This window comes from Hymenobacter sp. UYCo722 (assembly GCF_040547115.1).
In the GTDB taxonomy this organism is placed as follows: Bacteria; Bacteroidota; Bacteroidia; order Cytophagales; family Hymenobacteraceae; genus Hymenobacter.
On the sequence record NZ_JBEPPC010000001.1, the window covers coordinates 815,010 to 829,471 of the forward strand.

Here is a 14,462-nt window from a genome sequence, read left to right on the forward strand (position 1 = left end):
CCACAGTACCTTTACGCCCTCGAATTTGCTTCGCTTTTCCATGACTGAAATCACCATTGGCGGCCGCCGGGTTGGCCCCGCCCACAAGCCGTTCATCATCGCCGAGATGTCGGGCAACCACAACCAGAGCCTGGAGCGCGCCCTGGCCCTGGTCGATGCGGCGGCCGCGACCGGCGTCGATGCCCTCAAGCTCCAGACTTACACCGCCGACACCATTACGATGGACACCGGCTTCGCCATCGACGAAGAGGGCCGCTCGCTGTGGGAGGGCAAGAATCTTTACCAGCTTTATCAGGAGGCCCACACGCCTTGGGAGTGGCACGCCGAGCTGTTTGCCCGCGCCCGCCAGCATGGCCTACTGGCCTTCAGCACCCCGTTTGATGAGACGGCGGTGGATTTCCTGGAGTCGCTAGACGTGCCGGCCTACAAGATTGCCTCTTTTGAAAACGCCCACTGGCCGCTGCTGCGTAAAGTCGCAGCCACGGGCAAGCCGGTCATTATCAGCACGGGCGCGGCTACGCTGGCCGAGATTGACGAGGCCGTGCGGGTACTGCGGGCGACGGGCTGCCGCGAACTGGTGCTGCTCAAATGCACCAGCACCTACCCCGCCACGCCCGAAAACACCAACCTGCGCACCATCCCGGTGCTGGCCGAAACCTTCGGCTGCCCCATCGGCCTGAGCGACCACACCATGGGCGTGGGCGCGAGCGTGGCCGCCGTGGCCCTGGGGGCCTGCGTCATCGAAAAGCACTTCACCCTGAGCCGGGCCGAGGGCGGCGTCGATTCGGCCTTCTCGATGGAACCCCACGAGCTGAAGCTGCTGGTGGAGGAAACCGAGCGCGCGCAGCTGGCCCTGGGCACCGTGCAGCTCTGCGTGCAGCCGGCCGAGGAGAAAAGCCGGATGTACAAGCGCAGCATCTACGTTTCGAAGCCCATCGCGGCGGGCGAGGAATTCACGACAGATAACCTCAAAATCATCCGTCCCGGCGATGGCCTCTGGCCCCGCCATTGGGAAACTGTACTGGGCCGCAAGGCCGCGAAGGACCTCCGGCCCGGCACCCCGCTCACCTGGGATTCGCTCTAATGCCGGGACCAGAATTATCACTCATTGCGCGGCTACGCGACGTTCTGCAGCTACGCTTCACCGATATCTTCGCGGCCCTGTCGCCGGCTGCGCTGGCCGATATTTCGCCGGCTAACCCGGCGAAGCGGCTGGCGCGGGTGCTGGGCTATGCGGGCCTGCGACTGGTGGGCAACGTGTTCCAGCCCATCAACAACCGCGACGAGCTAGCCGGCAAGGTATGGCTCTACGTGGTGAGTGCCAACAATTACGACGCGCTGGCCTTCCTGGCTGAGGCCCGAACCGACGCCGTGCTGGTAGCCGGACAGGCCAAGAATATCGGCCGCTACAACGCCGTGGTGAACCGGCTTTCACTGCGGCGCAAGCTGCTTTACTACTGGCAGTTTCCGGGAGCTTACCTGGGGCTGCGGCGGCAAGTGGGAGCCCGGGCCACGCGCTTCTTCGACTTCATTTTTTACGCCATCGGCTACTATGAGGTGTACCGGCGGGCGCTGCGCCGTCACCGGCCCCGGGCCGTGGTGTTCTCCAACGACCACAACGACGACACCCGCTCGCTGCTGCTGGCTTGCCGCGCCGAGGGCGTACCCACCGCCTACGTGCAGCACGCCAGCGTGAGCACCAACTTCCCGCCCCTGGGCTTCGATTTGAGCCTGCTCGAAGGCCAGGATGCCCTCGATAAATACCGGCAGTGCGGCCCCATCGCCGGCCAGGTAGAAATGGTGGGCATGCCCAAAGCCGATTCCTACCTGGGCCGCCGCAACCTTGCCCCGGCCGTGCGCCGTGTGGGCCTGGCCTGCAACATCCACGACCCACTGCCGGCCCTGACGGACACGCTCGTGTACTTGACCCACGAACTGCCCGAACTGACGCTGACCCTGCGCCCGCACCCCAGCGACGGGCGCGACTTTGGCCCGTTGCGCCAGCTGCTGCCGGCCCTGCAATGGTCGGATGCGCGGCAGGAAAATGTATTCGATTTCCTGTTGAAGCAGGATGCGCTGGTGGCCGCCGACACCTCCACCCACCTCGAAGCCGTGATGCTCAATGTGGCCAGCATCTACTACCGTTTCGCCGCCAACCCCCTCACCGATGACTACTACGGCTACGCCGCCCGCGGCCTGGTAGCCCGCGCCAATACCCCCGCCGCGCTGGCCGCCACCCTGCGTGAGTATGCCCAACACAAGCCCGCCGACCTCTACCAGCACGCCGCCTACTACAACGCCACCCTCGGCACGCCCGACGAGGGCCACAGCCGCGAACGCACCGCCAGCATCTTAAATAACTGGCTGAATGAGGCTATGCCAACCAGCTGATAATCTTGCACTTTTGAATATATGTCCATCTCACCAGTCGCCGCTCCACTGCCTCCGCTGGCTTACGTTCCGGTTTCGGCCGAAGCGCGGCTGGCGTACGTGTTGCAACACTTCCGGCTGGTGTACCCGGATGCTCCTGAGGTAGCTATTGGCGATGCGGCCAGCCGCCCGGCCATTACCGTGGTAGACGGGGCGGACCGGTTTTTCGAGTTGGGCACGCCCCACCCGCCGGCCCCCAACTACCGCGACTGGACCGGTGAGCAGTTGCCATTCTTCTTCGATAGCCAGCCCGAAGCAGTCCTACTTGAACGAAGCCTGGGCCGGGTTACCATCAATGCGGATATCATTTCGGCGGCATTTTACCTGCTCAGTGGCTGGCAGGAATATTTTTCCGATGAGCGCGACCGGCACGGCCGCTTTCCCTACGCCGCTAGCGTGCAGCAGCAGTACGATTTCGTGACGCTGCCGGCGGTGAACTACTACTTCGATGTACTGAAAACCGCCATCGAACACGTTACCGGCCAGCCGCTCAAGCCCCGCTCCTGGGGTGCTGGCGCTCTTTTCGCGGCCTTCGTCACCCACGACATCGACTTGCTACACAGTGCCTGGAAAGCCCCGGCCAAAGCCGACCTGCGCGCCGGCCGCCTCCTGCGTTTCGGCCGGCGGCTGGGGCAGCGGCTGGCGCGGCCCGATGCCTGGGACAACCTGGAGGCGGTGGTCGCTACGGTGGCCGGATACGGGGCACGTTCCACGTTTTTCATCCTGCCCGAGCACCGGCCCGGCCCCGATGGCACCCCCAACGCCGACTATCGCCTCACCCCTCGGCTCCGGCAGCGGCTCCGGCAATTGCAGCAGCAGGGCCACGAAATTGGGCTGCACGCCAGCATCGGCACTGCTACTCATCTGCCCTTATTTTTGCACGAGAAGGAAAACCGGTTGGGCCTGTCTGCCGTTGGCAACCGCTTTCACTACCTGCGCTGGGAGCCCCGCCAGACGCCCGCACTGCTCGAAGCCGCCGTTGGAGCCGGGCTGCAGTACGATTCGACCCTGGGCTTTGCGGAGCATTTCGGTTTTCGGAATTCCTACTGCCACCCTTTTTATCCGTTCAATTTTGCCACTGGCCGGGCGCACAGCTTCCTGGAAATTCCGCTTCAGGTGATGGACACCACCCTGCATCACCCCAACTACCTGCAGCTGCGGGCCGACGAAATTCTGCCGGCCCTGCAGCCCATGTTCACCGAAATCGCAAAGTTCGGTGGCGTGGCCAGCATCCTGTGGCACAACGACCATTTCGACCCGGCCAACACTGCAACCGGTCCCCGTCAGTTTGCCGAAATCATGGGCTATTTGCAGAAACGCGGCGCGGCCTTCCTCACCGGAAGCCAGATTGTAGCCGAACTTTGATGCCCGTAGCACCTGCTGTAGCTTGTGCTTTTTCCCGATGCACAAGCTATTGCAGGTGCTCAACTCCTTTACTCCTTCCCCCAATTGGGCATCGTTCAGCGCCAGGGTATTCGCAACACCCTGATTTCCTACGTCGGCTTGGCCATCGGCTTTGCCAATACCATTCTGGTGCTGCCGCGCCTGCTCACGCCGGCTCAGATTGGTCTCACGGCCAGCGTATTGCTGCCGCTGGCTACCATTGGGGCGCAGGTTGCTTCGTTCGGGTTTGCCAACATGGGCATCCGGTATTTCCCGTTTTTTCGCAACCAGGGGCGCAATCACGCGGGCTTCTTTCCGCTGCTGCTGGGGCCGCCGCTGCTCGGGCTGGTGGTGGTGGCGCTGGCCATGCTGGTGGGCAAGCCGCTGCTGCTGCAGTGGTACGCCAAAGGCGACGCGGCTTTGCTCGCCCCGCACTACCTGGCGGCCATTGCGCTGGCCGGCTGCATTATGCTGGGCTCTTTGCAGGATGCGTATCTGCGCTCGCTCTACCACACGTCCTTTTCCTCGTTTTGCCAGGAAATCCTGCTGCGGCTGATGCTGGTAGGTGCGGCTATAGCTTACAGTCAGGGCATTATCAGTTTCCACGGGTTCGTGCTGGCTTACGTGGGGGCCTATGCGGTGGTGGCCGTGCTGCTGGCCGTGTACCTGGCAGCCATTGGCGAGCTGCACCTGCGGCCCACGCGGGCGGCGCTGCGCATCAAGCCGTTGCGCGAGATGCTGGGTTTCGGGGGCTTTGTGTTGCTGAGCAACATCTCGGGCACGGTGCTGCTCAACATCGATAGCCTGATGGTGGGCACCAAAGTCAGCCTGGCAGCGGCGGGCATCTACCTCATTGCCACCAATGTGAGCACGGCGCTAGTGCTACCCTTCCGGGCGCTCTACAAAACGGCCTATTCGCTCATCGCCGAATACTGGAAAGAAGGCAACATGGCCAAGATGGCCGATTTCTACCGCCGCAGCACCCGCATCAACACCCTGCTGGGCTGCTACCTGGCGCTGGGAATCGGCCTGAACCTTGACTTTATCTACGGCCTCATTCACCGGCCGGAGTACGCGGTGGGCACCACGGCGGTACTGCTGCTGCTGGCCGGCCGGCTTTTCGACGGCATCACCGGCGTCAACGGCATCATCGTGGCCACTTCGCCGCGCTACCGCTTCGATTTGGTGTTCAATATCTCCCTCGCCGCCGCCGTGGTGGCCCTCAACTGGCTGCTGATTCCGCGCCTGCAGCTGGCGGGCGCGGCCCTGGCCTACTGCATCGCGCTGGTCAGCATCAACACCGTCCGGACGTGGTTTGTGTGGCGCAATTACGGCATGCAGCCGTTTGATGGCAGCACACTTCGAATTTTGGCGGTAGCAGCCATGGCGGGCTTTGTAGCCTGGGTATTGCCTGAAACCGGCAGCGCCTTTTTCACGCTGCTGATGCGCGGCGGCGTGCTCACCGTGCTCTACGGCGCGGGCGTACTGCTGACCGGCACCGCCCCGGAGGCGCTGGAGCTGTGGGCGAAAGTGCGCCGGCGCTGACCTTACGCGCTGTATATGCAAGCAAATGTAGGGGCGGGGCTTGCCCCGCCCGAACGCCCGCACCGTTGCAAAGAGTAGCGTACAACGATGCAAACGTGCGGGCGGGGCTTGCCCCGCCCCTACACCGTTCAACGACTTCTAACAGCAGCCCCCCGGCAGGGCGTCGGCACTGGCTGCAACCGGGGCCGTACCGCGGTCGAACAGGCCAAAGTGCTGGCTGGTATCGCCCACTACCCGAAAATGTTGGCCGTAGCGGGTATCGGCCACCATGGCGGCCGTGTTGCCGCAGACCAGCATGGGGCGGCCGGTTTCGAAGGTGTGGTGGTCGTCGAGCACGAATTGGTGGGGCTGGCCAGGGATGGTGCCCAGGTAGGTGGCCACCTGGCCGTGGTCTTCGCACTTGTCTTCAATGTCGAGCTTGAAGGCGCGCACCGTGAGCGAGTAAAAGCCGATGTTGCCTACCTTTTCCTCAATCTCGGCATTGTTGATGGTGAGGCGGCGGCTGCTCAGCAGGCGGTAATCGTTGATGCCCAGGCGCAACAGTAGGCGGCGGAAATCCTCGGTGTACATCGCGCCACTCAGGCATTCACCGTACAAAACGGGGTCCTGACGCAGGGTTTCGGGCACGCGGCGGTCGGCAAATACGTCGGCGATAAACAGTTCGCCGCCGGGCTTCAGCACCCGGAAGATTTCGCGGTAGGTGGCTTCCTTGTCGGTGCTCAGGTTGAGCACGCAGTTGCTCACCACCAGGTCCACGCTGTTGTCGGCGATGTTGGCCGATTTCAAGTCCTCGATGTAGCCGTGACGGAATTCCACGTTGGGCTTTTTGTAGCCGAAGGTGACGGTGTGCGCATCGATGTGGCGGCGGGCCACATCGAGTTGCTCCTCCGTCATGTCCACGCCGATGACGTGGCCATTTTCGCCCACCAGCTTCGAGAGCAGGTAAGCATCGCGGCCCGAGCCGGAGCCCAAATCGAGTACCGTGATGCCCTCAATGGCATCGGGAATGCATACGCCGCAGCCGTAATATTTCTCTAGTACCTCAGATTCCAGCTGTGCCAGAATGCGGCGGTGCGCCAGCGGAATATCATCGGTGCAGCAGGCGTTGGTGAGTAGGTCCTGGCTGGTTTGCAGCTGGGTGCCGTAGTAGTCCTGCACCTGGGCGCGGGTTTCGGAAGAAGCCATAACTGAGGGAATATTCGAGCGTTGTTGCAAAAAATACGTTGCGCCGGGAACAACTGGTTTGCCCGGTCAATGTTCTTTTCCCTGCAAAATAAGCGCTTACGCGCCCACCAATACCGGCTGCTCCTTTTTGCGCCGCTTAGGCGAAGGCCCGTTCTGATTCATTTCGCGGTAGAAGAAGGCGAAGATGAGCGGGAAAATCAGCAGCGTGAGCACCGTGGCCGTCACTAGGCCGCCAATCACCACGATGGCCAGCGGCTTCTGCGTTTCGGAACCAATACCGGTGCTCAGGGCCGCCGGAAACAGGCCAATCATGGCCATGAGGGCCGTCATCACCACTGGGCGCACGCGCGAGGCCACCCCGAGGCGCAGGCTGTCGGCCAGACTCATCTTTTTGCGCAGGTTTTCCTTGAAGACGGTAATGAGCACGATGCCGTTCTGAATACAGATGCCCAGCAGGGCGATGAAGCCAATGCCCGCCGAAATCGAGAAGTTAACACCCGTGAGGTGCAGCGCCGCGATGCCGCCAATGAGGGCAAATGGCACGTTGGCCAGCACCAGCGCGGCGTCTTTGCCGTTGCCGAAGGTGATGAACAGCAGGATGAAGATGATGACCAGCGACACCGGCACCACCTGCCCCAGCCGCTTGGTGGCCCGCACCTGGTTCTCAAACTCGCCGGCCCACTCGATGCGGTAGCCCTTGTCGAGCTTGATGGTCTTGTCCATCTTCTGCTGGGCCTCGGCGATGGTCGAACCCATGTCGCGGTCGCGAATCGAGAACTTCACCGCGATAAAGCGCTGGCCATTATCGTGGTACACAAAGGCCGGGCCGTTGCTGGTACCGATGTCAGCAATTTCCTTGAGCGCCACCTTGCTGCCCCGGATGGTGGGCACGCGCAGCTCGCCGATTTTCTGCTCGGTATCCCGGTTCTGCTTGGGGTAGCGCACCGTCACGTCGAACTTGCGGTCGCCCTCGTAAATCTGGGTGGCCGCTTTGCCGCCCACGGCCATTTCCACCACGGTTTGGGCATCGGCCGTTTGCACGCCGTAGGCCGCCATGCGGGTCTGGTCGAGGCGCACGCTCATTTCGGGCTGGCCCAGGTTGCGCAGAATGCCGAGGTCTTTCACGCCGCGCACGCCGCCGAGCACCCGCATCACCTCGTTGGCCTTGCCGTCGAGCTCCTTCAAATCATTGCCGAAAATCTTCACGGCCAGCGCCGCGTTGATGCCGGCCACGGCCTCCTCCACGTTGTCGATGATGGGCTGCGAGTAGTTGAACACGATGCCGGGGTATTCCTTTAGCTTCTTGTCCATCTCGTCAATCAGCTGCTCCTTGGTGATGTCGCGCTTCCACTCCTCCTTGGGCTTGAGGTTGACCTGCGCCTGCACGTAGTAGATGCCCGAGGGGTCGGTGCCGTCGTTGGAGCGGCCGGTTTGCGAGAGCACGGACGTCACCTCCGGAAACGAGCGCAGAATGCGGCGGTAGTTGGCCGCCATCTTGTTGGTTTCGGTGAGCGACGACGACATTGGCAGCTTGGTTTCGACCCACAGCGCGCCCTCGTTCAGCTCGGGCAGAAACTCCGAGCCCAAGAAGTTGAACGAGTAAAGCCCGGCCACTACCACGGCCATCGTCACGCCAAAGCTGAGCAGCTTGTTGCGGTAAGTGAAGCCGAATGCGCTGGTAACAATGGTATCGAAGAACGTCACAATGGGGTTGTGCTTCTCCTTCACGTTCTTGTTCAGCAGCAGCGAGCACAGCACCGGCACCAGGGTCAGGGTCAGAATCAGGGCTCCAATCAGGGCGAAGCCCAGCGTGTAGGCCAGCGGGCTAAACATCTTGCCTTCCACTTTCTCGAAGGCGAAAATGGGCAGCAAACAGGTCAGAATGATGAGCTTGGCGAAGAACACGGCCTTGCCCAGTTCGCCGCCGGTTTTCCGAATTAAACCCAGCTTGGCCAGCTTGTTGAACTTCTCCATCCCCACCTTCTGGGCCTTGTGGTCGAGCACCACGAAAATACCCTCCACCATCACCACCGCCCCGTCGATGATGATGCCGAAGTCAATTGCGCCCATGCTCAACAAATTGGCGCTCATGCCTTTCAGGCGCAGGCACACAAAGGCAAACAGCAGTGCCAGCGGCACCACTACCCCCACAATAAGCGTGGTGCGCCAGTCGGCCATAAACAGCAGCACAATCAACGTCACCAGCACAATGCCTTCAATCAGGTTGTGGATAACGGTGTGCGTGCAATGGTCCATCAGCACGTCGCGGTCGTAGAACGTTTTGAGATACACGTCGTTGGGTAACACCTTCTCGTTGAGCTCCGCGATTTTGGCTTTTACGCGGCCCAGCACTTCGGCCGGGTTCTCGCCCTTGCGCATAATCACGATGCCTTCTACCACGTCGCTCTGGTCGTCCAACCCGGCCTGGCCCACGCGGGGGGCGTTGCTTTCCTTCACTTGGGCCACGTTGCGCACCAGCACGGGCACGTTGTTGATGTCCTTGACGATGATGTTACCGATGTCCTCCGGTTTGGTGAGCAGGCCGATGCCGCGCACCACGTAGCTCTGCGAGTTCTTCTCAATCACGTCGCCGCCCACGTTCATGTTCGACTTCTGCACGGCCTCAAACACCTCCAGCGGGGTCATGTCGTACTTGGCCAGCATCGCAGGGTTCACGCTGATTTCGTACACTTTACGCGTGCCGCCGAAGGCCGCGATATCGGCCACACCGGGCACTGACTTCAGCTGCCGCTCCACCGTCCAGTCCTGAATGGCCAGGAGCTCGTTGGTGCTGCGGCCGGCCCGGCTCTGCACCGTGTAGCGGAAAATCTCGCCCGTCGGCCCATAGGGCGGCTGCACGTGCGACTCACAGCCCGTTGGTAGATTCACCCCGCTTAGCAGGTTGTTCACCTGCTGCCGGGCGAAAAAATCCTCCACGTTGTCCTCGAAGTTAATCTTGAGCACCGACAGGCCAAACATACTGATACTCCGCATGTTGCTTTTCATCTGCACCGAGTTCATGGCCACCTCAATGGGCGTACTCACGAACCGCTCCACCTCCTCGGCCGAGCGGCCGGGCCAGAGGCTCACGATAATCATCTGGGTATTGGTAACGTCCGGAAATGCCTCGATGGGCGTGTGCACGTAGCTGTAGGTGCCGCCGGCCACCAGCAGCGCCGTCATGAAAAAGACGAAGAAGCGGTTCTTCAGCGAGAAGGCGACAATGCCGGAAATAAACTTATTCATGCAAATGCGGAGTGGGAAGTAGCGGAGCGGCAGGTTGCTGTCATGGCCGGTTTGAATCGAAACGAGCCGAAGAATGAGAATCTGGTGAAAAGTTGGTGAGAAAACAATGAGTGTTGTATGAAGAGCCGGGCACGAAAAAGCCCGCTGCCTGGGTGGGCAGCGGGCTTTTTTGGTGTAGCGTGGACGCTGCGAGTCCGCGCATTGGTGGGCGATATGCGGACTCGCAGCGTCCATGACACATCAATTCGCCACCAGTTCCACGTAGCCTTTTTCGCCGGGCAGCGGCACGTACTTGGTATGCTCCGAACGGTAGAACCGCTCGAACACCAGCGGGAATACGAAGAGCGTGAGGATGGTACCCGTTATCAGTCCGCCAATTACCACAATGGCCAGCGGCTTGGAAGTCTCTGAACCAATGCCTGTAGAAATGGCGGCCGGCATCAGGCCAATGGTGGCCATGAGGGCCGTCATCACCACGGGGCGCACCCGCGAAATCACGCCTTCGTTGATACTATGGTCGAGCGTCTGCTTCTTCACCAGGTTTTGTTTGAAGACGGAGATGAGAATTACGCCGTTCTGAATACAGATGCCAAACAGCGCGATGAAGCCGATACCGGCCGAAATCGAGAAGTTGGTGTGCGTGATGAGCAGCGCCGCAATGCCGCCGATGATGGCAAACGGCACGTTGAGCAGCACCAGTCCGGCGTCTTTCAAATTGCCGAACAGGATGAACAGGATGAAGAAAATGAGACCCAGTGAAATGGGCACCACCTGCGAGAGGCGCTGCTGGGCGCGGCGCTGGTTCTCGAAGTCGCCGGTCCACTTCTGCTCGTACCCTTTGGGCAGCTGCACGTGGCGGTTCACTTTTTCCTGGGCTTCCTTGATGGTCGAGCCCATGTCGCGGCCGCGTATGCTAAACTTCACGGCGGCGAACCGGCGGTTGTCGTCGCGGTAAATCAGGCTCGGGCCGGTGACAGAACCAATATTGGCGATTTCCGTCAGCGGAATGGTTTTACCCGCTTGCGTGGGCACCATCAGGGCCGAAATTTCGGTGGGTGTCTGGCGGAACTGCGGCTCGTAGCGCACCCGGATGGGAAATTTGCGCTCGCCCTCATACAGCTGCGTGGCCTCCTTGCCACCCACCGCCATTTCCAGCACCGCAGCCGCGTCGGACTTGCTCACGCCGTAGCTGGCCATGCGGCGCTCGTCCAAATCGACGTGAAACTCGGGCTGGCCGATGTTGCGCAACACGCCCAGGTCGTCAATGCCCTTCACCGTTTTCAGGACCTCGTACACCTCGCGGGCCTTGGCTTCGAGCGTAGCCAAATCGGTGCCGTAAATCTTCACCGCAATCGAGCCCTTCACGCCCGAGGCGGCTTCCTCCACGTTATCGGTAATCGGCTGCGAGAAGTTGAAATCGACGCCGGTAAACTTGTCGAGCTTGGCCTTCATACGCTCCACTAAGTCCTCGCGATACACCTTGGATTTCATTTTCTTCTCCACCTCCGGCGTGTGCTTGAGCTGCACCAGAAACTCGTTGTTATAAAAGCCTGTGGGGTCGGTGCCGTCGTTGGGCCGGCCGGTCTGGCTCACCACGTCGCTCACCTCCGAGAAGCTCAGAAAGTCGCGCCGCATCTGGTTGCACAGCTCGTTGCTGGATTCCAGGCTGATGCTCAGCGGCAACTGGGCCCGCACGTAAATTGAGCCTTCGTTCAGCTCCGGCAGGAACTCCGAGCCCAGGAACGAGAAGGAATACAGCCCCAGCGCCGTCACCACGAAGGCGATGATGAGCGTGGCCGTTTTGCGGGCGTAGGTGAAGCGGAAGAAGCGGCTGGCCCCGTTGTGCACGCCCCGCACGAAGAAGTTGTCCTTCTCCCGCACGTTCTTTTTCAGCAGAATGCTCACCAGCACCGGCACCAGCGTGAGGGTAAAAATCAGCGCGCCCAGCAGGGCAAAGCCCAGCGTCCAGGCCAGCGGGCTGAATACTTTGCCTTCCACTTTCTCGAAGGAGAAAATCGGTAGCAAGGCCGTGATAATAATGGCCTTGGCGAAGAAAATCGACTTGCCCATTTCGCGACCCGACTTCTTAATCAGTCCCAGTTTCGAAAGCTTATTGAACCGGTCCATGCCCACTTGGTGGGCCTTGTGGTCGAGGGCCACGAACAGCCCTTCCACCATCACCACCGCGCCGTCGATGATGATGCCGAAGTCAATCGCGCCCATGCTGAGCAGGTTGGCACTCATGCCGCGCAGCCGCAGGCAGATGAACGCAAAGAGCAGCGCCAGCGGAATAATCACCGACACAATCACCGTCGTGCGCCAGTCGGCCATGAACAGAAACACGATGAGCGTGACCAGCACAATGCCTTCCATCAGGTTGTGAACCACCGTTTCCGTCGAGAAATCGATGAGTTGCTGCCGGTCGTAGAAGGTCTTCATCTTCACATCGGGGGGCAGGATTTTCGAATTCAGCTCGTCCACCTTATCGTGCAGGCGGGCAATGACTTCCGAGGGGTTTTCACCCTTGCGCATCACCACAATACCCTCCAGCTTGTCGTCCTCCAGGCCGCGGCCCACCTGGCCCAGGCGCGGCAGGGCGCTTTCGGTCACGCGGGCCACATCGCGCACCAGAATCGGCACGCCGTTCACGTTCTTAATTACCGTGTTGGTAATGTCGGAGATATTATTTAGCAGGCCGATACCGCGCACCACGTAGTTCTGCTGGCCCTCGTTTATCACGTCGCCGCCCACGTTGATATTCGACTTTTGCACGGCGTTGTAGAGGTCGAGCGGCGTGAGGCCAAAATCCTGCAGCTTGCCGGGGTTCACCGATATTTCGTAGTCCTTCACCTCGCCGCCGAAGCTGTTCACGTCGGCCACGCCGGGCACGGCTTTCAGGTTGCGCTCAATCACCCAGTCCTGGAGGGTTTTCAGCTCACGTACCGATTTGGTCTTGCTCTCCAGCGTGTAGCGGTAGATTTCGCCGGTGGGGCCGTAGGGCGGCTGCACGTCGGGCGTGATGCCGTCGGGCAAATCGACTTCACGCAGCAGGTTGTTTACCTGCGGCCGGGCGAAGGCATCGTCCACGCCATCGTCAAAAATCACCTTCACCACCGACAACCCAAAGAGCGTGGTGCTGCGCACCGAGGCCTTTTTCTGCACCGGGTTCAAGGCAATTTCGATGGGCACGGTCACGAACTTCTCCATCTCCTCGGCCGAGCGGCCGGGCCACTGCGTGATGATGGTGATTTCGGTGTTGGTGACGTCCGGGAAGGCCTCGATGGGCGTATTCCGGTAGCTTACCACGCCCATCACCACCACGACCAACGTCATGAGGAAAATGAAGCCCTTGTTCTTAAGCGAAAAGGCAATGATGCCTTGAATGAACTTATTCATTTTCAGTCTCTAACGGTGAAGAAACGGTGAAGTACGGACGGAGTTAAAAGGCAGCACTGACCCGGAGCAAGGCCGAAATGCGCTTGCTCGGGGTCAGTCCCGGTGCTGTCTGGCTAGTCGTTCAGCTCGTCGTACACGAGGAGCTGGTCTTTGGCAATCACCACGTCGCCGGGCTTCAGGCCGCTGGTGATGTAGCTGTAGTCGCCCACCGTTTTGCTGATGGTCACGGGGCGGGTTTCGACGTGGGTGCGGTCTTTGAACACCATCACGAAGTTGCGGTCCTTATCGAACACCACCGATTTGGCGGGCACGGCCAGGGCCTTCGCCCCTTCCGTGTTCTCGACGCGCACCTGGGCGTACATCTCGGGCTTGAGCAGGTAGCCGGGGTTGTCGAGGCGCACGCGCACTTTCATCACCTTGCTGTCGGGGTCGAGCACGTTAAAAACCTTGTCGATTTTGCCCCGGAAGTGCTTGTCCGGGTAGCTCAAAGTAGTCACGTCGGCCGAGTAGCCTTCCTTCACCTTCGAGATGTCCGACTCAAACACGTTGGCCATAATCCAGACATCATCCAGGTCACTCACCGTAAACAGGTTGCCCACGTTGTCGTTGTTGAACTGCTCGTGGTCGGTGGCATTTTTCTCGGTGATGAAGCCCGAAATCGGGGCCCGCAGCACATACATTCCATCTTTGCCGATGCCGTACACGCTGAGCTGCTTCACGTTTTTGCCCACCGTGCCGCGGGCCTTGGTCACCTCAGCCCGAGCCAGCACCACGTCGCGCTCCGAATTCAGGCCGGCTTTGAACATGTCATCGGCCACGGCCAGGTTCTTGCGGGCAATGTCGAGGTCGGAGCTGGCGGCGGTGGTCTGGTTCTGCACGTCAGCAATCTCGCCCGACTTGATAACGGCCAGCACTTGGCCCTTGGTCACTTTATCGCCGAGCTGCACTTTCAGCTGCTCCACCACGCCGCCTACCAGCGGGTATACTTTCACGGTTTTGTCGCCGTCGGTGGCAATTTCGCCGGTCAGCACCAGCTCGTCCTGCACCGGGCGCAGGCGCACCGTGTCGAGCACAATCTGCGACATCATGGTGTCGGACAGGCGGAAACCCTCCTTCTTCTCTTCTTTAACTTCGGGTTTGGAGCAGCCAACCAGGGTTACGGCGGTCAGCAATGCCAGAAAGGAGCGGTTCATTATTTGGGGCTGTTAGCCTTCAGCTGATAGCTGTTGGCTTTTGATGATTGATAGAAGGATTTCTGGCCAAAAAAGCCAAGGGCA

General features: G+C 60.7%; 8 protein-coding genes. 4 read left to right on the forward strand and 4 right to left on the reverse strand.

Features of this window, described 5'->3' with window-relative positions; translation table 11 throughout:
• Positions 1 to 40 precede the first annotated feature (40 nt).
• The 4 genes from pseI to ABIB44_RS03590 all read left to right on the forward strand — a co-directional run bounded on the left by pseI (position 41) and on the right by ABIB44_RS03590 (position 5,358).
• Positions 41 to 1,084, forward strand: a complete 1,044-nt coding sequence (gene pseI / locus ABIB44_RS03575; RefSeq protein ID WP_354583247.1) for a pseudaminic acid synthase — start codon at positions 41 to 43, stop codon at positions 1,082 to 1,084.
• Positions 1,084 to 2,391, forward strand: coding sequence for a glycosyltransferase family protein (locus tag ABIB44_RS03580; RefSeq protein ID WP_354583248.1), 1,308 nt, complete (start codon positions 1,084 to 1,086; stop codon positions 2,389 to 2,391). The genes pseI and ABIB44_RS03580 overlap by 1 nt, the downstream gene beginning before the upstream one ends.
• A gap of 21 nt (positions 2,392 to 2,412) precedes the next feature.
• Positions 2,413 to 3,795 (forward strand): DUF7033 domain-containing protein, encoded by a 1,383-nt coding sequence (locus tag ABIB44_RS03585; protein ID WP_354583249.1) that lies wholly within the window; start codon positions 2,413 to 2,415, stop codon positions 3,793 to 3,795.
• Between the two features lie 84 nt (positions 3,796 to 3,879).
• Positions 3,880 to 5,358, forward strand: a complete 1,479-nt coding sequence (locus ABIB44_RS03590) for an oligosaccharide flippase family protein (RefSeq protein ID WP_354583250.1) — start codon at positions 3,880 to 3,882, stop codon at positions 5,356 to 5,358.
• A 138-nt stretch (positions 5,359 to 5,496) separates the two neighbouring features.
• Here ABIB44_RS03590 and ABIB44_RS03595 read toward each other — a convergent pair whose 3' ends face one another.
• From ABIB44_RS03595 to ABIB44_RS03610, 4 genes are all read right to left on the reverse strand, one after another.
• On the reverse strand, positions 5,497 to 6,543 hold the full coding sequence (locus ABIB44_RS03595) for a methyltransferase domain-containing protein (RefSeq protein ID WP_354583251.1): 1,047 nt from the start codon (positions 6,541 to 6,543) through the stop codon (positions 5,497 to 5,499).
• 96 nt (positions 6,544 to 6,639) lie between these two features.
• Entirely contained in the window at positions 6,640 to 9,789 is a 3,150-nt protein-coding gene (locus ABIB44_RS03600) for an efflux RND transporter permease subunit (protein ID WP_354583252.1), read from the reverse strand.
• A gap of 240 nt (positions 9,790 to 10,029) precedes the next feature.
• Complete coding sequence (locus tag ABIB44_RS03605; protein ID WP_354583253.1) at positions 10,030 to 13,185, reverse strand: efflux RND transporter permease subunit; 3,156 nt, start codon at positions 13,183 to 13,185, stop codon at positions 10,030 to 10,032.
• Positions 13,186 to 13,298: 113 nt separating this feature from the next.
• Complete coding sequence (locus tag ABIB44_RS03610; RefSeq protein WP_354583254.1) at positions 13,299 to 14,378, reverse strand: efflux RND transporter periplasmic adaptor subunit; 1,080 nt, start codon at positions 14,376 to 14,378, stop codon at positions 13,299 to 13,301.
• Between the last annotated feature and the right edge of the window lie 84 nt (positions 14,379 to 14,462).

What these genes read in the sequence shown, in the direction of transcription:
- pseI (WP_354583247.1), top strand. Translation starts at nt 41, where the DNA reads ATGACTGAAATCACCATTGGCGGCCGCCGGGTTGGCCCCGCCCACAAG.
- ABIB44_RS03580 (WP_354583248.1), top strand. Translation starts at nt 1,084, where the DNA reads ATGCCGGGACCAGAATTATCACTCATTGCGCGGCTACGCGACGTTCTG.
- ABIB44_RS03585 (WP_354583249.1), top strand. Translation starts at nt 2,413, where the DNA reads ATGTCCATCTCACCAGTCGCCGCTCCACTGCCTCCGCTGGCTTACGTT.
- ABIB44_RS03595 (WP_354583251.1), bottom strand. Translation starts at nt 6,543, where the DNA reads ATGGCTTCTTCCGAAACCCGCGCCCAGGTGCAGGACTACTACGGCACC.
- ABIB44_RS03600 (WP_354583252.1), bottom strand. Translation starts at nt 9,789, where the DNA reads ATGAATAAGTTTATTTCCGGCATTGTCGCCTTCTCGCTGAAGAACCGC.
- ABIB44_RS03605 (WP_354583253.1), bottom strand. Translation starts at nt 13,185, where the DNA reads ATGAATAAGTTCATTCAAGGCATCATTGCCTTTTCGCTTAAGAACAAG.
- ABIB44_RS03610 (WP_354583254.1), bottom strand. Translation starts at nt 14,378, where the DNA reads ATGAACCGCTCCTTTCTGGCATTGCTGACCGCCGTAACCCTGGTTGGC.